Raw genomic sequence first — 20,539 nt, 5'->3', positions numbered from 1 at the left:
GGGTCTCGATACGCGTCGCCTTCAGCGGCGCTACTCGACCGGCGGTCGACCGCGGGCCGCTCAGAAGGGCAGGGCGACCCCGCACGCCTCGAAGGAGCCGGCGATGTCCGCGCCGTGCGCGGCGAAGATCTGGTCGATGCCCTTGCCGTCGGCGGCCTTGGTCTCGACGTTCGGGTTGTTGGCTCCGAGCGTGCCGCCCTGGCCGTTCGCGCCCTTGATCTTGATGGTGAATGACGTGGGAGCACCGGTTGCCGCGTACGCATCGTTCACGCACTCTGCGTCCGCCTCGGGCAGGCCCGCCGTCAACTCGGCGAAGTGCACGGTGAGCCACGACTCCGAGTTCGAGGCGCCCGCGTTGCCCTTCTCCGAACGGTTGGCGTTGTAACACTCGTGGGCGTACGCGGCCGCGCCGGTGCCGAGCACTGCAGCGGCGGCGAGCGCGGCGCCCGCTCCGATGTTGATGAGAGTTCGCTTGAACATGTGGATTCCTCCGAATGGGTGACCGATGTGCGCGCCCAGGTCGGTGCACGCACGTTCTCAAAGGTCGCGTCTTCGTCGACGCGCAGTATCCGTGCCCACCCTGAATATCGGACTGCTCGCCCCGTGACCGAGCCCCAGAACGGGGGGTTTCTCGGGACTTCTGCTCGACCGGTGCGGGATGTCGCGAGCGCGACTACTCGACCGACGGCCGGCTCGCGAGCGCGGCGTACGCGCGGCCGAGACGCTCGAGCCACCAGTCGGTGCGCTCGGGCGTCGCCGCGTAGCGGTCGAGCAGCTCGGGGTCGGGCAGCACCCGGCGCACCTCCACGGCACCGTCGACGGGAGAAAGCGGCGCCTGCGAGACATCCGCCGCCAGCAATGACGCTGTGCCGAGGCCGCAATCGAATTCGAGCGCGGGCACGGCCGCGGCCAGGTGCGCGCCCATCGCGAGGCCGACGCTCGTGTCGAGCGCGCTTGACACCACGACGGGCAGGCCTGTGTGGTCGATGAGCTCGAGCACCCGGCGGATGCCGCCGAGCGGCTGCGCCTTCACCACGAGCAGGTCGGCGGCGCCCGCCTCGGCGACCGCCAACGGGTCATCCGCTCGCCTGACGCTCTCGTCGGCCGCGATCGGAATGCCCATGTACTTGATGCGGATGCTGATCTCGAGCAGGTCGGCGACATTCGCGCACGGCTGCTCGACGTACTCGAGGTCGAACGGGGCGAGTGCGTGGATGGCGTGCTCGGCTTCGTCGACGTTCCAGCCGCCGTTGGCGTCGACGCGGATGCGACCCTCGGGCCCCATCGCGTCACGGACGGCGCGCACGCGCGCGACGTCCTGTGCGAGCGTCTGGTCGGATGCCGCGACCTTCACTTTCGCCGTACGGCATCCGGGGAAACGGGCGAGCACCGCCGGCACACTGTCGGGATCGACGGCGGGGACCGTCGCGTTCACCCGGATGCGGTCGCGCAGGATCGGCGGCGTCGGGTTCCAGCCGAAGTCGATCGCCGCGGCGAGCCAGGCGGATGCCTCGTCGTCGGGGTACTCCTCGAACGGCGAGAACTCCGTCCAGCCCTCGGGACCCTCGAGCAGCATCGCCTCGCGCACGTCGATGCCGCGGAACCGGGTGACGAGCGGCAGCGCCACGACCCGGGCGGTGCCGAGCAGCTCGTCGAGGGACGGCAGGGGAGCGGCGGGCGGCAGGTGCGGCGGGGGAGCGGCGTCGCTGGCGTCGGTCATGCACCCATCGTGGCACCGAGTGCACCGCGACGCGCTGCCGCTGGTCGCAGGTCAGGAGCCCGGGTGGTGAGGCGAAAGAGGTGCGGATGTCCCGGCCGTAGGCTTGATGCATGGCAGCCGAGGTGTCCGAACTGTTCGATTCGAGTGAGTGGACCGATGCGGCACCGCTGATCACCGGGTCATCCGGCGGCTTCAGCGACATCACCTACCACCAGTCGCTCGACGGACGCATCGCGCGCATCGCGTTTGACCGGCCCGACGTGCGCAACGCGTTCCGCCCGCACACCGTCGACGAGCTCTATCGCGCCCTCGAGGATGCGCGCACGAACCCGCGCATCGGCGTCGTGCTGCTCACCGGCAACGGCCCGAGCACGAAGGACGGCGGCTGGGCATTCTGCTCGGGCGGTGACCAGCGCATCCGCGGTCGCGACGGCTACCAGTACGAGGATTCGGCCGGTCGAGTAGCGCCGCCGGAGGCGACGCGTATCGAGACCATCTCGACGGATCTCGATACGCCTCCTTCGTCGGCTACTCGATCGGCGAGTCTCGGCCGGCTGCACATCCTCGAGGTGCAACGGCTCATCCGGTTCATGCCGAAGGTGGTCATCGCGGTCGTGCCGGGCTGGGCGGCAGGCGGGGGTCACTCGCTGCACGTGGTGTGCGACCTCACGATCGCGAGCCGCGAGCATGGACGGTTCAAGCAGACCGACGCCGACGTCGGCTCGTTCGACGCAGGGTACGGGTCGGCGTACTTCGCCCGCCAGATCGGGCAGAAGTTCGCGCGCGAGGTGTTCTTCCTCGCCGAGGAGTACTCGGCCGAGCGCGCCTATGAGATGGGCGCCGTCAACCGCGTGGTGCCGCACGCCGACCTCGAGCGCGAGGCGATCGCGATGGCGCGCACCATCCTCACGAAGTCGCCCACGGCGATCCGCATGCTGAAGTTCGCGTTCAACGCGGTCGACGACGGCATGGTCGGGCAGCAGGTCTTCGCGGGCGAGGCGACGCGCCTGGCCTACGGCACCGACGAGGCGGTCGAGGGTCGCGACGCGTTCCTCGAGAAGCGCGACCCCGACTGGGGTCCCTACCCGTGGCACTTCTAGCCGCAGCGGCGATCCCGCGATGAAGCCGCTGCTGCGAATCCCGGCGTCGGATGTCCCTGCCCTGACCCGCGCGCTCGAGACCGCGCTCGACGGCGGCCCGGCCGTCTGGCCGATCCCCGCCCGTCCCGCCCCCGCCACCCGCCCCACCCGCCCGGCCCCCCATGGCCTCGGTCACCCGCACCCCGACGGTGATGTCGCACAAAGTGTCGGCACTCCCTCGAACGAGCGACCGTTTGCGCGACATCACGAGGTGGGCGCGGCAGGTGAGGCGAGCGAGGTCGACGACCGCATCGCCCTCGTCGTCGAGACGAGCGGCTCGACCGATGCCCCGAAGCGGGTCGCGTTGTCGGCCGACGCCCTGGTCGCGAGCGCCGACGCCACCCACGACGCGCTCGGCGGCACGGGCCAGTGGCTGCTGGCGCTGCCCGGTCACTACATCGCGGGTGCCCAGGTGCTCGTGCGCGGCCTCGTCGCGGGCACCCCGACCCTCACGGTGCCGGGCGACCGGTTCGATGCGAGGGCGTTCGCCGCGACATCCGCGCACCTGATGCCGCACGTGCCGCACTACACCTCGCTCGTGCCGACGCAGCTCGCGCGGCTGCTCGACGCGGCCGAGCGCGACCCGTTCATCGCGGCCGCGCTCGCGTCGTTCGACGCCGTGCTCATCGGCGGGCAGGCCCTCGCGCCCGCGATCGCCGAGCGTGCAGCCGCGGCAGGGGTGCGCGTCGTCCGCACGTATGGCTCGAGCGAGACGGCGGGCGGATGCGTCTACGACGGCGCTCCCATCGGCGACACGCGCGTGCGCTTCGATGACGGGCGCATCGAGCTCTCCTCGTCGAGCCTCGCCGACGGCTACCTCGGTGACGCGGACCGCACGAAGACGGCGTTCCGCACCGACCGCGACGGCACCCGCTGGTATATCACGGGGGACCTCGGCGAGCTCACCGCCGACGGGCGGCTGCGCGTGCGCGGACGCGCAGACGACGTGATGATCGCGGGCGGCGTCAAGGTCGTGCTCGGCGAGGTCGAGCGCGCGGTGCGCGCGGTCGGTGGCTATGCCGAGGCGGTCGTCGTCGCGGTGCCCGACGCCGAGTGGGGCGAGCGCGCAGCGGTCGCCGTCGCGGGTGACGCTGGCGACGAGGCATCCGCCCTGCAAACGCTGCGAACCGCGACGGATGCCGCGGGCCTCGCCGCTGCCGCCCGGCCCGTGCGACTCGTGGTCGTCGACCGGCTGCCGATGCTCGCCTCGGGCAAGCCCGACCGCCGCGCGATCGCGGCGCTCGCCGCGGCTTCTGTCGGCTGACTCTCGCGCACCGACCCTCCGCTTCCGCGCCACTTCAACGCCCTCCGCGCCAGCCGATGTGGCGCGGAGGGCGCCGAGTGGTGCTCAGGCGTGGCCGCGGCCCCCCGGTCAGGGGATCGGTGCCACTTCGGCGACGTCGGCCGAATCGACCGCTTCGGCATCGGCCTCGGCGAGTCGGCGCGCCTCCTCGAGGTGCGCCTGCACCGCCGTCCGCCGGGGGAGGAGCAGGCTCGCGAGCGCGGCGATGCCGAAGCCGGCCACGGCGACCCAGACGGACGCCTGCAGTGCGGTGAGCACGTGCTCGCGGCTCCAGTCGTCGCCGACCACCGAGAAGAAGACGGTCGTCGAGATCGCGACCCCGGATGCCGCACCGAGCTGCTGGAATGTGCTGTACGCGCCTGATGCCGCGCCCGCATCGGCGACCGGCACCGTCGCGAGCGCGACGTCGACGAGCGGGATGATGAGCAGCGCGAGCCCGAGACCCGACAGGAGCATGGGCCACACCGCGGCCCAACCGGTGAACCCGGCGCCCGTGTCGGCGACGATCGCGAACACCCACAGCACGCCGGCGGCCATGATCACGGCACCCATCGTGACGAGCACCTTGCCGACCCTCGCAACGAGCGGGATGACCGCACCAGTGCCGACGAGCGCGCCGAGGCTGAACGCGAGCAGGTTGAGTCCGGCCGTCAGCGCGTCGAAGCCGAGCCCGACCTGCAAGTAGATGATGAATGGCAGGGTGAACGCATTGAGCGAGCCCTGGAACGCCGCCTGCGTGACGATACCGGCCGAGAAGCCGCGGTCGGCGAAGAGGGGCATCGGGAGCAGGGCCGAGCCGTCGCGGTGCATGCGCCGACGCTCGTAGACGATGAACACTCCGAGGAGTGCGACGCCGACCGCGACCGGGATCCAGAGCCAGGCCGGCCACCCGAGCGACTGGCCCTCGACGAGCGGCACCATGATCGCGAGCACGATGGCGCTGAGCAGCACCACGCCGACGAGGTCGAGCCGCATCGGACGCGACGAGCGGGTCTCGGGCACGAATCGCGCCGCGAGCGCGAAGATGACGATGCCCACGGGAATGTTGATGAGGAACACGCTGCGCCAGCCGAGCCCCCAGAGGTCGGCGTCGACGAGCCACCCGCCAAGCACGGGGCCGGCGACCGCCGCGATGCCGGCCACGCCGCCGATCAGGCCGTACATCGGTGCCCGCTCGCGCGGGCTGAACAACGCCTGCACCGACGCGAGCAGCTGGGGCACCATGAAGGCGGCGAACAGTCCCTGTGCGATGCGGGTCGCCACGAGCAGGTCGCCCGACCAGGCGGCGGCGGCCGCAGCCGACGAGAGTGTGAACCCCGCGATGCCGATGAGGAAGACGCGTCGGCGGCCGTAGAGATCCCCGAGCCGGCCGCCCGTGATCAGCGCGACCGCGAACGCGAGCAGGTAGCCGCTGACGATCCATTCGAGCTGGGCCTCGGTGGCGCCGAGGTCGGTGCCGATCGACGGCAGCGCGACCTGCACGATCGTGACATCGAGCAGGTCCATGAACGAGGCGAACAGGAGGATGCCGATGGCGAGGCCTCGGCGTGGGGTGGTGGCCATGGTCGTCGTCCTTTCGTACACTGAATTCGTTCCGGAACGGAATTGTCCCGAAGTGGGATAATCCCATAACGGGAACAATAAGGAGTCGCAACGCGGATGTCAAGCAAGGCCGAGGTCACCGGGCGCATCGTCGAGCTGCTGCAGCTCGTGATCGCGTCATCGGTCATGACCAACGAGCGCATCGCCAGGTCGATGGGCGTCAACGTCGTCGACCTCCAGGCCCTGGGCTTCATCGCCCGTAGCGACGAGCCGATGACGGCGGGAGAGATCAGCCAGCAGACCGAACTGCCGACGAGCACCACCACGCGAGTGCTCGACCGGCTCGAGAAGCAGGGACTCATCGAGCGCTCCACCGATCCGACCGATCGCCGGCGGGTGGTCGTACAGGTGCGGCGTGGTGCGGTCGCCGGTGCCGGGCAGGGCGGGGCGGATGACCCGTACGCGGACATCCTCGCGGGCATGCGCCGGGTGCACGAGCGATTCACCGTCGAGGAGCTCGAGGTCATCGCGCGCTACCTCGACGCGGTGAAGGACGTTCGCTGAACCCCGTGGGTTGGGGAGGGAGCGAAGCGACCGTCTCGAAACCCACTCGCACGAGCGGCGCAGTATCGAGACGGCGCTGGCGCGCCTCCTCAACCCGCGAATTAGCATGGTGGGGTGGCCCGCCCGAAACCCCAGCCCACCAATCCCGACGACGTCAAGAGCAATGCGACGCACGGGAAGTCCGGCAATCCCGCGCGAGCGGCCGCGGGCAGGCCGTCTGAGAAGGTCGTGAAGCCGGCGACCGCGGCCGACTGGGTCGCGGGCGCTCGCCTGCGCACGCTCCCGCTCGCGATCGCTCCCGTCGCCCTCGGCACGGGAGCGGGCGTCGTGGCCATCGCCGACGGCCCGTGGCATCCGGCCCGCGCCCTGCTCGCGCTCATGGTCGCGCTCGCGCTGCAGATCGGCGTGAACTATGCCAACGACTACTCCGACGGGGTGCGCGGCACCGACGACCACCGGGTGGGCCCCGCGCGCCTCACCGGCTCGGGCATCGCGAAGCCGCGGCACGTGCTCGCCGTCGCGCTCAGCTTCTTCGCGCTCGCCGCCCTCGCAGGACTCGCGCTCGTCGTCGTCACCGGCCAGTGGTGGCTGCTCGCCGTCGGCGCCGTCGCGATCGTCGCCGCCTGGTTCTACACCGGCGGCAAGCGCCCATACGGCTACTACGGGCTCGGCGAGCTGTTCGTGTTCGTCTTCTTCGGCATCGTCGCGACGGCGGGTTCGGCATACGTGCAGGCGCTCACCGTCAACCTCGAGGCGTGGCTCGGCGGCGTCGGTGCGGGTCTGCTGGCGTGCGCGGTGCTCATGGCCAACAACCTGCGCGACGTCGCGCAGGACAAGGTGGCCGGCAAACGCACCCTCGCGGTGCTCGTCGGGCCGCTGATCGGGCGCATCCTGTTCGTCGTCTTCACGCTCGTGCCGTTCGGCATCGTCGTGTTCTTCGCGCTGTTCTACCCGCCCGCCTGGCTCGTGCTGTTCGCGCTGCTCGCGGCGCTGCCGGCGTGCCTCATCGTGCTCACGGCCAAGACCCCGCGCGAACTCATCACCGCGTTGCAGCTCACGAGCCTCACCGCGCTCGCGTACGGCGTGGGACTGGGGCTCGTCTTCGCGCTGTAGCCCTTACGTCGATCGAGGAGCGCCCGACGACCGTCGGATGCCGCTACTCGGCGGTGCGCTCGGTGCGCTCGGTGGAGGCACGATCGACGGCGGCGTCCTCGACCTCGTCGTCGTCGCGCACGACGGGCGTCTCGCGGTGGCGTGCGGCGTAGAGGTCGCTCGACATCGACTCGCGCGGGCGGCGCAGGAACAGCAGTGACGCGCTGAGGCCGAACAGCGCGGCCACCACGGTGGAGATCCACGGATTGGCGCCGACGGCGAGCAGCACGGCGAGCGGCACGGCGAACAGCAGGATGCGCAACGCGGTGTACCAAAGCCAGACGGGCACAGATTTCACCCAGTCATCTTAAGCGCGACAGCTGTGCGCGGGCTCCCAGCCACTACGCTGCAGACGCGCCTAGACTGTGGGCATGGCCCGGCTGCTCTTCGGACTCGGCGTCGCCGCCGTGATCTTCACGATCTACGCCGTCGCCGACTGCGCGTTCTTCGATCGCATGCGCATCCGAGGGCTCTCGCGCGGCTGGTGGATCGTCGTGATCATCTTCGTGCCCATCATCGGCCCGGTGCTGTGGTTCATCATCGGCCGGGGTCGTCGCACCAGTTCGGTGTCGGGCGGGCGCGGCCACACGGTGGCTCCCGACGACGACACCGACTTCCTGCGCCGACTGGGCCAAGACGCCGAGCAAGACGAGCGCATCCGCCGACTCGAGCAGGAGCTCGCCGAGCTCGACGGCGAGGCCGACACCCCCGGCGCCACCGACGACCAGCATCCGGCCGGTCCGGGGACGACGCGTCCTGACAACCCCGAGGCGCCGGGCGAGGCCGGCCCGTCCGGTCGCCCGAATGCCTGACGCGGGCGTGCCCGCAAGTTCGTCCGCGCCAGCCACCGCCTTCGTCGTGGCCATGCTCGAGGAGTTCGTGCGTGCCGGCGTGCGCGACCTCGTCGTCGCCCCCGGTTCGCGGTCGCAGGCCCTCGCCCTCGCCGCGGCCGAGTTCGAGCGTGCCGGCCTCCTGCGCCTGCACGTGCGCATCGACGAGCGCGGTGCGGGGTTCCTCGCGCTCGGCCTCGCGCTCGATTCGCGGCATCCGTCGATCGTCGTGACGACGTCGGGCACGGCGGTCGCCAACCTGCACCCCGCGGTGCTCGAGGCGCACCACGCGGGCGTGCCGCTCATCGCCCTCACGGCCGATCGGCCGGCCGAGCTGCGCGGCATCCGTTCGAACCAGACGACGATGCAGCCCGGGATCTTCGCCGGCGCGGTGCGGCTCGAACGCGACGTCACGGCCCCCGAGGGTGCGGCTGGGGAGTCGGATGCCGCAGCGCGCCTCGCCCGCGACGCCGTGGCCGCGGCGCTCGGCTTCGATGCTGCGGGCGCGTTCGTCGCGCACCCCGGGCCGGGTCCGGTGCACGTGAACCTGCAGTTGCGCGAGCCCCTGTCGTCCCCGTTCGACATCGGCGGGTTGAGGAGGCGCGCCGGCGCCGCCTCGAAACCAGCGTCTCGAAACCCCGATGGCGCACCGGGTTTCGAGACGCGTCCTCCTTCGTCGGGCGCTCCTCAACCCGCGGCGGCCCACGGCGCCCTCATCGAGCCCGGCCCGCGCACGGTCGTCATCGCCGGTGCGGGCGCCGGTGCCGCAGCCGAGGAGTTCGCCCGCGCCGGCGGCTGGCCGCTCTTCGCCGAGGTCACGAGCGGCGCCCATTTCGGGCCGAACCTCGTGGTCGCGTACCGCGACCTGCTGCGTGAGCCGGGGTTCGGCGATCAGGTGCAGCGGGCAGTGGTGTTCGGGCATCCGACGCTGTCGCGCGAGGTTCCGGCGCTCGCGCAGCGCGACGACGTCGAGACCATCGTCGTGGCGCCGTCGGGCATCGAGTGGTTCAACCCCGGCCGGCGCGTGCGCCGGTTCGAGCGGGCGGTGCAGGTGGCGGGACATCCGCAGGCCGCAGACGAGCGCGCCTGGGTGGGCCGCTGGGTGCACGCGAGCCGCGCGCTCGTGACTGCGGGGCTTCCCGAGGGCGCGCCGCTCGCGAGCGGCATCGATGAGACCGGGCACGTGTCCGACTTCGTCGCGCAGCGCGAGTACATGAAGGCGCAACTCGCCGCGGTGCGGGCGCCGATCACGCGGCGCATGCTCGTCGACGCCGTGTGGGCGGCGACGTGGCCGCACGACCGGCTCGTGTTCGGGGCGTCGCGACTCATCCGCTCGGCCGACCGTGCCGTGCCCGGGCGTCGCATCACCGCTCACGCGAACCGCGGTCTCGCGGGCATCGACGGCACGGTCGCGACCGCGCTCGGCATCGCGATCGCGAGCCAGTCGGCCGATTCGCGGGTTGAGGAGCGCGCGGCGCAGCCGGACGCGTCTCGAAACCCCGAGGCTGGTCGAGGAGTGAGCGCAGCGACCGTCTCGAGACCCGCGGGCTCGGGCGCCGGCGGTGTGACCCGCGCGCTCATCGGCGACCTCACCCTGCTGCACGACGTGGGCTCGCTGCTGATCGGCGACGGGGAGGCCCGCCCGCGTCTGCAGCTCATCGTCGGCAACGACGGCGGCGGTACGATCTTCGACGCGCTCGAGGTCGCGGGCACTGCGCCCGCCGACGCGTTCGACCGCGTGCAGTTCACGCCCCAACAGGTCGACCTCGCTGCGCTCGCCGCCGCCTACGGCTGGGACTACGCGCGCGCCACGACCCGCGGCGAGCTCGATGAGGCCCTCGGCACCCGCATCGACGGCCTGTCGATCCTCGAGGTCCCGCTCCAGCGCTGACCGGGTCGCGAACGGATTCGTCGAGAGTGCACTTCGCGCCCCGCGGGGCGGCGACTGCACTGTCGAGGTCAAGGAGAGTCGAACCCACCCACCGAGGGTGCACTTCGCGCCCCCCGCGGGGGCGGCCCGCGCTCTCGAGGTCAAGGAGAGAGTTGAACCCACCCGCCGAGGGTGCACTGCGCGCCCCCCGCGGGGGCGGCCACTGCACGCTCGAGGTCAAAGGAGAGTTGAACCCACCCGCCGAGGGTGCACTTCGCGCCCTCCGCGGGGGCGGCCACTGCACTCTCAAGGAGAGTCGAACCCACCCACCGAGGGTGCACTTCGCGCCCCCCGGGGGCGCGCACTGCACTCTCGACGAGAGGGGCGAGGGGCGCCCCGCGGCGCGGCGCGCCTCGACGAGCACGCCCGCGCTTGGCAGGATGGAGACCTGCGCGGCGCGGCGCCGCACGAGGGGAGCGTGTGATGGGCCACGAGTCGTACTGGGCGTCGGATCCGAGTGAACTGCTGCGAGTCGGCGACGGGTTCACGCTCGCCGACGTCGACCCCGATGCGCACCCGGGCTTCGACGGTGACAAGGCCGCGGGTCAGGAATCGCTTGCCGAGGGCGCCGCGATCCTGGCCGAGTTGCAGGAGCAGCTGTTCGCGAACAGTCGCGGCGGTGACGACGAGCGCCGAGTGCTGCTCGTGCTGCAGGCCATGGACACCGCGGGCAAGGGCGGCATCGTCAAGCACGTCATGGGCGCCGTCGACCCGCAGGGCGTGCAGCTCGCGGCCTTCAAGAAGCCGACTGACGAGGAGCTCGCGCATGACTTCCTGTGGCGCATCCGCAAGCAGGTGCCCGAAGCCGGCATGATCGGCGTCTTCGACCGGTCGCACTACGAAGACGTGCTGATCGGCCGAGTGCACGGATTCGCGCCACCCGACGAGATCGAGCGCCGTTACGGCGCCATCAACGAGTTCGAACGCGAACTCGCCGAGACTGGCACGACGGTCGTCAAGGTGATGCTGCACATCTCGGGGGACGAGCAGAAGCATCGCCTGCAGGAGCGCCTCGACCGCCCCGACAAACATTGGAAGTTCAATCCCGGCGACATCGACGAACGCCTGCACTGGTCCGACTACATGGGCGCGTTCCAGGTCGCATTCGACCGCACGACGACGACGGATGCCCCGTGGTACGTCATCCCCGCGAACCGCAAGTGGTACGCGCGCCTCGCCGTGCAGCACCTGCTCATCGACGCGCTCGAGGCGATGAACCTCGAGTGGCCGAAGGCCGACTACGACATCGAGGAGCAGAAGGCCCGCCTCGCCGCGAGCTGAGTTCTGCGGGTTGAGGAGGCGCGTCGGCGCCGTCTCGAAACCCGACGTGCGGGCAGCCGGGTTTCGAGACGCTCGCTGCGCTCGCTCCTCAACCCGCTGCGCACGCTCGCTGCGCTCGCTCCTCAACCCACTCAGCGGCTACCCGCCGAAGGCCTCGACGATCGGCCGGAACTTCATGAGCGTCTCGGCGAGCTCGTCGGCCGGCACCGAGTCGTGCACTATGCCGCAACCGGCATATGCCGCGACCGCGCCGTCGGGCTCGACCTGCGCACAGCGCAGCGCGATCGCCCATTCGCCGTCGCCGTCGCCGTCGATCCAGCCGACGGGGCCGGCGTAGCGACCGCGATCGAATCCCTCGAGTTCGGCGAGCACGGCCAGCGCGGTTCGCCGCGGCGTGCCCGCGACCGCGGCCGTGGGGTGCACGGCGCTCACGAGGTCGAGCGAGCTCGACCCGTCGCCGAGGGTGCCCTTGAGGTCGGTGGCGAGGTGCCACAGGTTCGGCAGCTGCAGCGTGAACGGCTCGGGGCTCGCGTCGAGCCGCGCGGTGTGCGGTTCGAGACGCTGCACGGCGCTTGCCACGGCGAGGGCGTGCTCGGCGAGGTCCTTGTGCGAGGCCGCCAGCGCGAGCGCGCGTTCGCGATCGGATGCCTCGCCCGCGCCTCGCGATGTCGTGCCCGCGAGCACGCGCGCCGAGACGGTGCCGTGGTCGACGCGGACGAGCGTCTCGGGGCTCGCGCCGATCAGCCCGTCCACGGCGAACACCCACGTGTCGGGGTAGTCCTCGGCGAGCCGGTTGATGACGGCACGCAGCCCGTCCTCCTCGTGCAACTCGCCCACGAGCTGCCGCGCCAGCACGACCTTCTCGAGCTCGCCGCCGTCGATGCGGCGCACGGCCTCGGCGACGTTCGCCTCATATGCCGGCGGCGGCACGGCGCCCGGTTCGAATGCCACGCGCGGCACACGCCGCTTGGGCGAGGGCTCGGGAATCTCGAGTGGCGGGAAGGCGTGGCCCGCGACATCCGATTCGCTCGCCGCTCTCGCGCCCGCCGAACCTGCAGAGTCGGCCGAGCCGTCAGCGCCCGCCGCATCGGCCTCGGCCAGCGCGATCCGCGTCACCCACGCGCGCCCTTCGCGTCGCCCCAGTACGAGCGACGGCACGACGAGCACGCTCGTTGCGGCCGACTCGTCGGCGAACGCGATGGCGCCGAAGGCGATCAGGCCGGTGCCGGGCAGTCCGACGCGGTCGTCGACGCTCGCCATCGCGGCGAGCGAACGCCATGCGGCGGCGGCGTCTTCGATGCGGGTCGGTCCGCTGGTTTCGATGCGCAGCGTCTCTCCGAGGCCGACGATGCCCTCGCCGCGCCGCATCCAGAGCAGCGGATGTCGCGGATCGGCCCGCGGGATCAGCGGCGCGAGCTCATCGACCGGCTCGGTGCGCACGACGAGCTTCTGGTTCACCGCACCAGCCTACGTCCGCCGATCGAGGAGCGTCGAAGGCGGTGGGTCGAGGAGGCGCGCAGCGCCGTCTCGAGACCAGCGTCTCGAGACCCTGGTGGGGGGTTTCGAGACGGCGGGGCGCGCCTCCTCAACCCACGGGGCGGGGTTTCGAGACGGCGCTGCGCGCCTCCTCAACCCACGGGTGGGGGTTTCGAGGCGGCGCTGGCGCGCCTACTCGACCGACGCGGTTACGCCGCGACGACGTCGACCCCGTGCCAGAACGCGACGTACCCGCGGATCTCGGCCGCGGCCTCGGACGGCGTCGCGTAGTACCAGGCGGCGTTCGGGTTGCGCCTGCCGTCGACCTCGACGTGGAAGTAGTCGGCGGTGCCCTTCCAGTGGCACACGCTGCGGTTCTGGCTCTCGGTGAAGTACTGCTCGTCGATCGACTCGCGCGGGAAGTAGTGGTTGCCCTCGACGACGACGGTCTCGTCGGACTGCGCGATCACGGTTCCGTTCCAGATTGCCTTCATGTCCGGTGCAACGCGGGCCCACGGAGAAGCATTCCTATGCATGGAAACGCGAAGAAAGCTCACAGAATGAGCGGATGTCCCGCGCCGTAGACTCGACGCATGACACGCGCTGACCTCGGTAAGGATCCACACGAGGTCTCGGCGATGTTCGACCGGGTGGCCGCCCGCTACGACCGCACGAACAACGTGCTGTCGGTCGGCAACGCCCCGCTGTGGCGGGTCGCGACCACCAGGGCCGTCGACCCCAAGCCGGGGCAGCGCATCCTCGATGTCGCGGCCGGCACAGGCACGTCGAGTGCGAGCCTGGCACGGTCCGGGGCATCCGTCGTCGCAGCCGACTTCTCGCCGGGCATGATCGACGTCGGCCGCAGGCGGCAGGCGCACGTACCCAACCTCGTGTTCGTCGAGGCCGACGCCACCAAGCTGCCGTTCGATGACGCGAGCTTCGACGCCGTGACGATCTCATTCGGGCTGCGCAACGTGAACGAGCCGAAGCGGGCGCTCGCCGAGTTCTTCCGCGTGACGAAGTCGGGCGGGCGCCTCGTGATCTGCGAGTTCTCGACCCCGCCGGTGCCGTTCGTGCGGTTCGGCTACAACGCCTACCAGCGCTACGTGATGCCGCCGCTCGTGCGGCTCTCGAGCTCGAACGACACGGCGTACGACTACCTCAACGAGTCGATCAACGCGTGGCCAGACCAGCGCACGCTCGCGGGGTGGATCCGCGGCGCGGGCTACGTCGACGTCGCCTGGCGCAACCTCACCATGGGCGTCGTCGCGCTGCACCGCGCCACGAAGCCGGCGCCCGTGGGTTGAGCAGGAACGCCGGCGCCGTCTCGAAACCCTCCGCTGGTCTCGAGACGCGTCCTCCCGCGTCGGGCGCTCCTCGACCAACGCCCAACGGTAGGCTTGTCCCTGTGAATCCGACCCACCCGGTCGCCCGTCGCGGCTCGGCCCTTGCAGCCAACCTGGGCCTGAGCGAGAAAGTCTTCGCTTCGCCCGCTGACAAGGCGATGGCGAAGGCGATCGACGACGGCATCGAACGCGTCGAGGCCGGCCTGCTCGACGAGGTGCGGTTCGCCGACTCCATCGCCGACGTCTCGACGCGGTACCTGCTCGAGGCGGGGGGCAAGCGCGTTCGCCCCCTGCTCACACTGCTCACGGCACAGCTCGGCGCGGGCATCAACGACGATGTCGTCACTGCCGCCGAGGCCATCGAGATCACCCACCTCGGCAGCCTGTACCACGACGACGTCATGGACGAGTCCGACCGTCGCCGCGGCGTGCCGGCCGCACATGCGGTGTGGGGGAACTCGGTCGCGATCCTCACCGGTGACCTGCTGTTCGCGAGGGCGAGCCAGCTCATGGCGAAGCTCGGTGAGCGGGCGATCCGCATGCAGGCCGACACGTTCGAGCGGCTCGTGCTGGGCCAGTTGCACGAGACCGTGGGCCCGGGCGAGGGTGACGACAAGATCGCGCACTACATCAAGGTGCTCGCCGACAAGACCGGGTCGCTCATCGCGGCCGCGGCGCAGTCGGGCGTCGTGTTCTCCGGTGCCGACCCGGCCTACGAGAAGCCCATCATCGAATTCGGCGAGAAGGTGGGCGTGGCGTTCCAGCTCATCGACGACGTCATCGACCTGTCGCCGCAGCCCGAAGAGACCGGCAAGGTTCCCGGCACCGATCTGCGCGCCGGCGTGGTCACGCTCCCGCTGCTGCGGCTGGCCGAGATGGCCAAGACCGATGCTGCGTCGGCCGACCTGCTGCGTCGCATCGAGCGCGACGTGGTCACGGTCACGGCGGTCGCGGCCGATCTCGGCGACCCGCTCGACACGAACACCATGGCGTCGCGCATCGTGCCGTCGAAGGCCACCGTCGACGCGATCGTCGCCGAACTGCGTGAACACGAAGCAACGCGCGCTACGCTCGCTGAGGCCCACCGCTGGGCGCGCGAAGCGGTCGCCGCCCTCGCGCCGCTGCCTGAAGGCGGCGTGAAGAAGGCGCTCACGCGCTTCGCCGAGACCGTCGTCGAACGGCAGAGCTGACCATACCTAGGAGAAACCGCACGTGACGAGGAACAAGCTGCGACTGGCGATCGTCGGAGCCGGCCCGGCCGGCATCTACGCCGCCGACATCCTGCTGAAGGCCGAGCGCAACTTCGACGTGTCGATCGACCTGTTCGACCACCTGCCGGCGCCCTACGGGCTCGTGCGCTATGGCGTGGCGCCCGACCACCCGCGCATCAAGGGCATCATCAACGCGCTTCGCGAGGTGCTCGACCGTGGCGACATCCGCATCTTCGGCAACGTGCGCTACGGCGAGGACATCACGCTCGACGACCTCAAGAAGCACTACAACGCCGTGATCTTCGCGACCGGCGCCGTGCGCGACGCGTCGCTGCGAATCCCCGGCATCGACCTCGAGGGCTCGTATGGCGCTGCCGAGTTCGTGAGCTGGTTCGACGGGCACCCCGACTTCCCGCGCACCTGGCCGCTCGAGGCCAAGGAGATCGCGGTCATCGGCAACGGCAACGTCGCCCTCGACATCTCGCGCATGCTCGCCAAGCACGTCGAAGACCTCATGCCCACCGAGATCCCCGCCAACGTGGCATCCGGTCTCGCCGCCTCGCCCGTCACCGACGTGCACGTCTTCGGGCGCCGCGGACCGACCTCGGTGAAGTTCACCCCCCTCGAACTGCGCGAACTCGGCGAACTGCGCGACGTCGACATGATCGTCTACGACGAGGACTTCGACTACGACGATGCCGCCCGCGCCGCGGTCTCGGGCAACAAGCAGGTGTTCGTGATCGACAAGGTGCTCAACCAGTGGCGTCAGCGCGAGGTCGGCCACGCGTCGCGGCGTCTGCACCTGCACTTCTTCGCGAAGCCGCTCGAGATCGTCTCGGATGGAAACGGGCGCGTCGGCCGCATCCGCTGGGAGCGCACCGCTCCCGACGGCGAGGGCGGAGTCGTCGGAACCGGCGAGATCCGCGAACTGCCCGTGCAGGCCGTGTATCGCGCCGTCGGCTACTTCGGTACGCCGCTGCCCGGCATCCCGTTCGACCGCGAATACGGGGTCATCCCCAACCACGAGGGCCAGGTGCTCTTCCACGACGCCGAGACCGGCGAGTCGCGGCAGCTGTACGGCGTGTACGCGACCGGGTGGATCAAGCGCGGCCCCGTCGGCCTCATCGGCCACACCAAGAGCGACGCCATGGAGACGATCAAGCACGTCATCAACGACCTCGGCAACTGGTGGCGGCCCGAGTCGCCCTCCGAGGAGTCGGTGATCGAGATGCTCGAGTCGCGCGGAATCCGCTACACCGACCTCGACGGGTGGCACCGCCTCGACGAGCACGAGCTGGCGCTCGGGCAGGCCGAGGGTCGCGTGCGCGTGAAGGTCGTGCCCCGCGACGAGATGGTCGACATCTCGGTCGGGGAGGCGTAACCGCCTCTGCGGGTTGAGGAGGCGCGCAGCGCCGTCTCGAAACCGCCTGTGCTGCGGAGTCCGCGGGTTGAGGAGGCGCGCAGCGCCGTCTCGAAACCGCCTGCAAGGAGCCCGATCCACAGGGTGACGGGTCTCGCGATCGCCACCCGGTACGCTCCAACTCATGCCTCTCGCGATCGCGCTCGCCGCGACATCCGCCGCCGCCGTCGGCTTCGCCCTCGGCTGGTGGCCGCTGTCCGCGTGGGCGTCGCGTTCGATGAAGCACGATCGGATGTCCCTCCACGCCGCTCGCGTCTCGTCCGCGGTGATCACCGCGGTGACGTTCGGGCTGATCACGCTGCGATTCGGGCTGACCTGGCTGCTGCCCGCACTGCTGGTGTTCGCGGCCGCCGCGACGGTGCTCACCGTCGTCGACCTCGCCGAGAAACGCCTGCCGAACGCAGTCGTGTTCCCCACGCTGGCCGTGGTCGCGGTGCTGCTCGTGCCGGCGACCTGGGCGTCCGGTGACTGGATGCGGCTCGTCTGGGCGCTCGTCGGCGCGGCGGGCATGTTCGCCGTGTACTTCGTCCTCGCCCTCATCTCGCCGTCGTCGATGGGCATGGGCGACGTGAAGCTCGCCCTCGTGATCGGGCTGCTGCTCGGCTGGTTCGGGCTCAGCGCGTGGCTCATCGGGCTCTTGGCCGCGTTCGTGGTCGGGGGAGTGATCGCGCTCGTGGCGCTCGCCTTGCGGCGGGTGACGCTGCGGGGGTCGATCCCGTTCGGGCCGTCGATGCTCGCGGGGGCGCTCATCGCGGTGCTGCTCGTCGGCGCCCCGGGCTGAGGAGGCCCGCCGTCATCGTGGGTTGAGGAGGCCCGCCAGGGCCGTCTCGAAACCCGCCTTCGTGATTTGAGAAGGCCCGCCAGGGCCGTCTCGAAACCCGAACGCGAGTCCCTTCTCGACCCCCACTAAAGGGGTCATTTCGTACCGACTTCAGCGACTTTCCGCACCCTTCGCCGCAGGGCACGGAACCTCCCCCGAAAGGGGGCATCGCTTTCCATGCACACGCAAAGTTAGGTTCTTTCAACGTCGGCTCTGGAGCCGGCGATATCCGTCCCCAGACCCGAAGGGTTCCCCCATGCTCAAGGCATACTCGCGCCTCCAGGCGCGCATCAACTCGCTCCGCACCGAAGAAGAGGGCGCGACCGCGACCGAGTACGCGCTCATCATCGGCGTCGCCTCGATCGCGATCGTCGGTGCGCTCGCACTTCTTGCGCCAGCCATCAAAACCTTCATCGACGAGACGGTAGTGCCCGCGCTCGAAGGTGCCGGTGCCGGCACCGGCACCACCACCTGAGTCATTGACTGATGGCGACATCCCGGCCGGCGCAACCGTCGGCCGGGATTCGTCGGTTGCTGAGGGATGAGTATGAAGGCCAAGCGTGATCGTGGCGCGGCGGCGGTGGAATTCGCCTTGGTGTTTCCATTGCTCCTCATCATGTTGTTCGCGATCATCGACTTCGGGTGGGTCCTCAACCAGCAGATGTCGGTGACCGCGGCAGCCAGAGAGGGCGCTCGCTACTATGCGATCCACAACACCGAGCCTGGAGCCCAGGCCGCGGCTGAAGCGCGCGCCGCTGCGCTCGTCAACGGAACGGTGACCTTCGCCTACCCGTCAACGTGTAGCTCCACAGTTGACGATGACGAACTGACGATGGTCGTGCGCACTCCGCTGACCGATCTGACTGGCTGGTTGGGCGCGGTCTCGGGTGGAGTGACCCTGATCGGGACTGGGAGCATGCGATGCGGCGGTTGATACGGCGACGACTCGAGAGCGACGAACGTGGAGCGATCGCCGTCACCGTCGCGCTCATCCTCACGGCGCTCCTTGCCGTCTTGGCATTTGTCGTCGATGTTGGCCTGCTCTATTACGAGAAGGCGGAGTTGCAGAACGGTGCCGATTCGGCGGCGCTCGCCGTCGCGCAGGAATGCGCACTGCACGCAGACTCGTGCGAAGCGGATGCGGCCGACATCGCCGTGGGGTATTCGGGTGGCAATGCGAACGATGCTCTCGCCGACGCCGTCATCCCGTCCGACACGTTCGTCGTCAATCCCATGAGCGGCAGGGTGACAGTGAGGTCGTCGACGCTCACGGAAGAGGGTGCGGCGCTGCAGCATCCGCTCGCGTCGATGCTCGGTCTCGATCCGACAACGCTCGGAGCGCAGGGCACAGCGGAGTGGGGTACGCCGATCGGTGGGACAACCCAGCTCGCGCTCACTATCGCGGAGTGCGAGTTCGACGACCTCCCGCCGCAGGAGGCTGACGCGACGAATCCGACGCGGACCTGGCTCCTCATCAATAACGGGCCTTCGCCGACGGGCGCATCCTGCGCGAGCGGTGCGCCGGGCGGTTTCGGATGGCTCGATGGCACGAACTGCAGCTCGACCATCTCGATCGATGCGACGGTGCCGGGAGAAACGGGCATCCAGCCGAACATCAACAAGAACGGCTGCGACGCAAACGTGCTGCGAACGAAGCTGTGTCAGACGCTTCTCATCCCGCTCTATACATCACATACCGGTGGCGGAAGCAACGCCACCTTCACCATCTCGAGGTTCGCCGCCTTCAAGCTCACCGGGCTCAAGACTTCGGGTGGGGCGCCGAGCGGAGCGGACTTCTGCGGGGGTTCGGCGCTTCCGCCGTCGATTCCGGGGCCGCCCGGAAACTCGAAGGGCATCCAAGGGTACTTCGTGAAGTACGTCGACCTCGGCGAGGACTTCGAAGTCGGTGAGGGGCCTGAAGGCGGGCTCAGCATCGTTCGCCTCATCGACTGATCGCCTTCCGCAAACCCTACGACCCGGACTGGAAACTATGAAGACCCGCATCATCGGCGCTATCGCCGCTCTCGTTCTGGCCGTCGTCGGCGCGTTCGCCCTGATCACCTACGTTCGCGGGGCCGACGCCCGAGCTGCCGACGGTGCCGAACTCACCGACGTCTACATCGTGCAGGAGTCGATCCCCGAGGGCACCGCAGGAGACGGAGTCGCGGAGTACGTGAAGGTCGACAGCGTCCCTGCGCGAAACGTCGCCGAGGGCACCGTCACGAACCTCGAGGACCTCGCTGGGCTGGTCGCCGACGCAGACCTGCTTCCGGGCGAGCAGTTGCTCGAGGCTCGATTCATCGACCCGCTCGAGCTGGCCGCTCGCGGCGACGTTCCGGTGCCTGAAGGCATGCAACAGGTCAGCTTCGCGTTGCCGGTGCAGCGCATGGCCGGGGGCCTCGTGAAAGCCGGGAGCACGGTCGGTATCGTGGTGACTGCCCCAAACCCGGCGCCCAATCAGGTGCTCGACACCCGATTCGAGTTCAATCGCGTGCTGGTGACGAACGTGACGATCGGCACGACGGCCAGCAGCGCCAGCGAAGAAAGCGCGCAGCAGTCGGGGAACACGCTCATGTTCACCGTGGCACTCGGCACGCACGACGTCGAGCGCCTCGTCTGGGCGCTCGAGCACGTCGACAAGAACGCCGGTGCATACGGCGTGTGGGTCACGCTGCAGAACGAGGCGACCGACACCTCGGGTTCGGTGATCACGAACGAGAGCAACGTGCGGCAGTGACTCCCTACCTGCTCGTCAGTCGTTCCGTCGAGTTCGAATCGCGTGTTCGGGCTCTGCTCGAAACGAGT

Annotated in this window: 21 protein-coding genes; 15 read left to right on the top strand and 6 right to left on the bottom strand. The window is 70.1% G+C overall.

The window, feature by feature from the left end; genetic code table 11:
* Positions 1 to 60: 60 nt before the first annotated feature.
* Positions 61 to 480: a hypothetical protein gene (locus tag LQ757_RS14545; RefSeq protein WP_231047964.1), complete on the bottom strand. Its 420-nt coding sequence runs from the start codon at positions 478 to 480 to the stop codon at positions 61 to 63.
* Between the two features lie 193 nt (positions 481 to 673).
* Positions 674 to 1,720: an o-succinylbenzoate synthase gene (locus tag LQ757_RS14540; protein ID WP_231047963.1), complete on the bottom strand. Its 1,047-nt coding sequence runs from the start codon at positions 1,718 to 1,720 to the stop codon at positions 674 to 676.
* 110 nt (positions 1,721 to 1,830) lie between these two features.
* On the opposite strand from LQ757_RS14540, the gene LQ757_RS14535 reads away from it, so the two are divergent.
* Positions 1,831 to 2,820, top strand: a complete 990-nt coding sequence (locus LQ757_RS14535) for a 1,4-dihydroxy-2-naphthoyl-CoA synthase (protein ID WP_231047962.1) — start codon at positions 1,831 to 1,833, stop codon at positions 2,818 to 2,820.
* Between the two features lie 19 nt (positions 2,821 to 2,839).
* Positions 2,840 to 4,123, top strand: coding sequence for an AMP-binding protein (locus LQ757_RS14530; protein ID WP_231047961.1), 1,284 nt, complete (start codon positions 2,840 to 2,842; stop codon positions 4,121 to 4,123).
* Between the two features lie 108 nt (positions 4,124 to 4,231).
* Here the strand turns inward: LQ757_RS14530 and LQ757_RS14525 are convergent, their stop codons facing one another.
* Positions 4,232 to 5,725 (bottom strand): MFS transporter, encoded by a 1,494-nt coding sequence (locus tag LQ757_RS14525; protein WP_231047960.1) that lies wholly within the window; start codon positions 5,723 to 5,725, stop codon positions 4,232 to 4,234.
* Positions 5,726 to 5,821: 96 nt separating this feature from the next.
* Here LQ757_RS14525 and LQ757_RS14520 point away from each other — a divergent pair, with 96 nt between their 5' ends.
* Positions 5,822 to 6,268, top strand: coding sequence for a MarR family winged helix-turn-helix transcriptional regulator (locus tag LQ757_RS14520; RefSeq protein ID WP_231047959.1), 447 nt, complete (start codon positions 5,822 to 5,824; stop codon positions 6,266 to 6,268).
* Between the two features lie 114 nt (positions 6,269 to 6,382).
* Positions 6,383 to 7,381, top strand: coding sequence for a 1,4-dihydroxy-2-naphthoate polyprenyltransferase (locus LQ757_RS14515; RefSeq protein WP_231047958.1), 999 nt, complete (start codon positions 6,383 to 6,385; stop codon positions 7,379 to 7,381).
* A 43-nt stretch (positions 7,382 to 7,424) separates the two neighbouring features.
* Here the strand turns inward: LQ757_RS14515 and LQ757_RS14510 are convergent, their stop codons facing one another.
* A complete protein-coding gene (locus LQ757_RS14510) occupies positions 7,425 to 7,718 on the bottom strand; it encodes a DUF4229 domain-containing protein (RefSeq protein ID WP_231047957.1) in 294 nt (97 codons plus the stop codon).
* A 73-nt stretch (positions 7,719 to 7,791) separates the two neighbouring features.
* On the opposite strand from LQ757_RS14510, the gene LQ757_RS14505 reads away from it, so the two are divergent.
* The 3 genes from LQ757_RS14505 (at position 7,792) to LQ757_RS14495 (ending at position 11,461) form a co-directional block, all read left to right on the top strand.
* Positions 7,792 to 8,232, top strand: coding sequence for a PLDc N-terminal domain-containing protein (locus LQ757_RS14505; RefSeq protein ID WP_231047956.1), 441 nt, complete (start codon positions 7,792 to 7,794; stop codon positions 8,230 to 8,232).
* A complete protein-coding gene (menD, locus tag LQ757_RS14500) occupies positions 8,225 to 10,141 on the top strand; it encodes a 2-succinyl-5-enolpyruvyl-6-hydroxy-3-cyclohexene-1-carboxylic-acid synthase (protein ID WP_231047955.1) in 1,917 nt (638 codons plus the stop codon). Before LQ757_RS14505 ends, menD begins: the two co-directional genes overlap by 8 nt.
* Positions 10,142 to 10,603: 462 nt before the next feature.
* Positions 10,604 to 11,461, top strand: coding sequence for a polyphosphate kinase 2 family protein (locus LQ757_RS14495; RefSeq protein ID WP_231047954.1), 858 nt, complete (start codon positions 10,604 to 10,606; stop codon positions 11,459 to 11,461).
* A 138-nt stretch (positions 11,462 to 11,599) separates the two neighbouring features.
* On the opposite strand, the gene LQ757_RS14490 is transcribed toward LQ757_RS14495, so the two are convergent.
* A complete protein-coding gene (locus tag LQ757_RS14490) occupies positions 11,600 to 12,919 on the bottom strand; it encodes an isochorismate synthase (protein WP_231047953.1) in 1,320 nt (439 codons plus the stop codon).
* A gap of 227 nt (positions 12,920 to 13,146) precedes the next feature.
* Complete coding sequence (locus LQ757_RS14485; RefSeq protein WP_231047952.1) at positions 13,147 to 13,431, bottom strand: DUF427 domain-containing protein; 285 nt, start codon at positions 13,429 to 13,431, stop codon at positions 13,147 to 13,149.
* A gap of 99 nt (positions 13,432 to 13,530) precedes the next feature.
* On the opposite strand from LQ757_RS14485, the gene LQ757_RS14480 reads away from it, so the two are divergent.
* From LQ757_RS14480 to cpaB, 8 genes are all read left to right on the top strand, one after another.
* Positions 13,531 to 14,244 carry a class I SAM-dependent methyltransferase gene (locus LQ757_RS14480; RefSeq protein WP_231047951.1) on the top strand — a complete coding sequence of 238 codons (714 nt, stop codon included), beginning with the start codon at positions 13,531 to 13,533 and terminating at the stop codon, positions 14,242 to 14,244.
* Positions 14,245 to 14,345: 101 nt separating this feature from the next.
* Positions 14,346 to 15,473 (top strand): polyprenyl synthetase family protein, encoded by a 1,128-nt coding sequence (locus tag LQ757_RS14475; RefSeq protein WP_231047950.1) that lies wholly within the window; start codon positions 14,346 to 14,348, stop codon positions 15,471 to 15,473.
* Positions 15,474 to 15,495: 22 nt separating this feature from the next.
* A complete protein-coding gene (locus LQ757_RS14470) occupies positions 15,496 to 16,875 on the top strand; it encodes an FAD-dependent oxidoreductase (RefSeq protein WP_231047949.1) in 1,380 nt (459 codons plus the stop codon).
* Between the two features lie 163 nt (positions 16,876 to 17,038).
* On the top strand, positions 17,039 to 17,695 hold the full coding sequence (locus LQ757_RS14465; RefSeq protein WP_231047948.1) for a prepilin peptidase: 657 nt from the start codon (positions 17,039 to 17,041) through the stop codon (positions 17,693 to 17,695).
* Between the two features lie 295 nt (positions 17,696 to 17,990).
* Complete coding sequence (locus LQ757_RS14460) at positions 17,991 to 18,209, top strand: Flp family type IVb pilin (RefSeq protein ID WP_231047947.1); 219 nt, start codon at positions 17,991 to 17,993, stop codon at positions 18,207 to 18,209.
* Positions 18,210 to 18,281: 72 nt separating this feature from the next.
* Positions 18,282 to 18,668, top strand: coding sequence for a TadE/TadG family type IV pilus assembly protein (locus LQ757_RS14455; protein WP_231047946.1), 387 nt, complete (start codon positions 18,282 to 18,284; stop codon positions 18,666 to 18,668).
* Complete coding sequence (locus LQ757_RS14450) at positions 18,656 to 19,687, top strand: pilus assembly protein TadG-related protein (protein WP_231047945.1); 1,032 nt, start codon at positions 18,656 to 18,658, stop codon at positions 19,685 to 19,687. Before LQ757_RS14455 ends, LQ757_RS14450 begins: the two co-directional genes overlap by 13 nt.
* 37 nt (positions 19,688 to 19,724) lie before the next feature.
* Positions 19,725 to 20,471, top strand: a complete 747-nt coding sequence (gene cpaB, locus LQ757_RS14445) for a Flp pilus assembly protein CpaB (RefSeq protein WP_231047944.1) — start codon at positions 19,725 to 19,727, stop codon at positions 20,469 to 20,471.
* Positions 20,472 to 20,539 lie beyond the last annotated feature (68 nt).

It is taken from the genome of Agromyces cavernae (assembly GCF_021044935.1).
GTDB classification, from domain to species: Bacteria; Actinomycetota; Actinomycetes; order Actinomycetales; family Microbacteriaceae; genus Agromyces; species Agromyces cavernae.
This window is presented reverse-complemented; position numbering and strand designations above follow the sequence as displayed.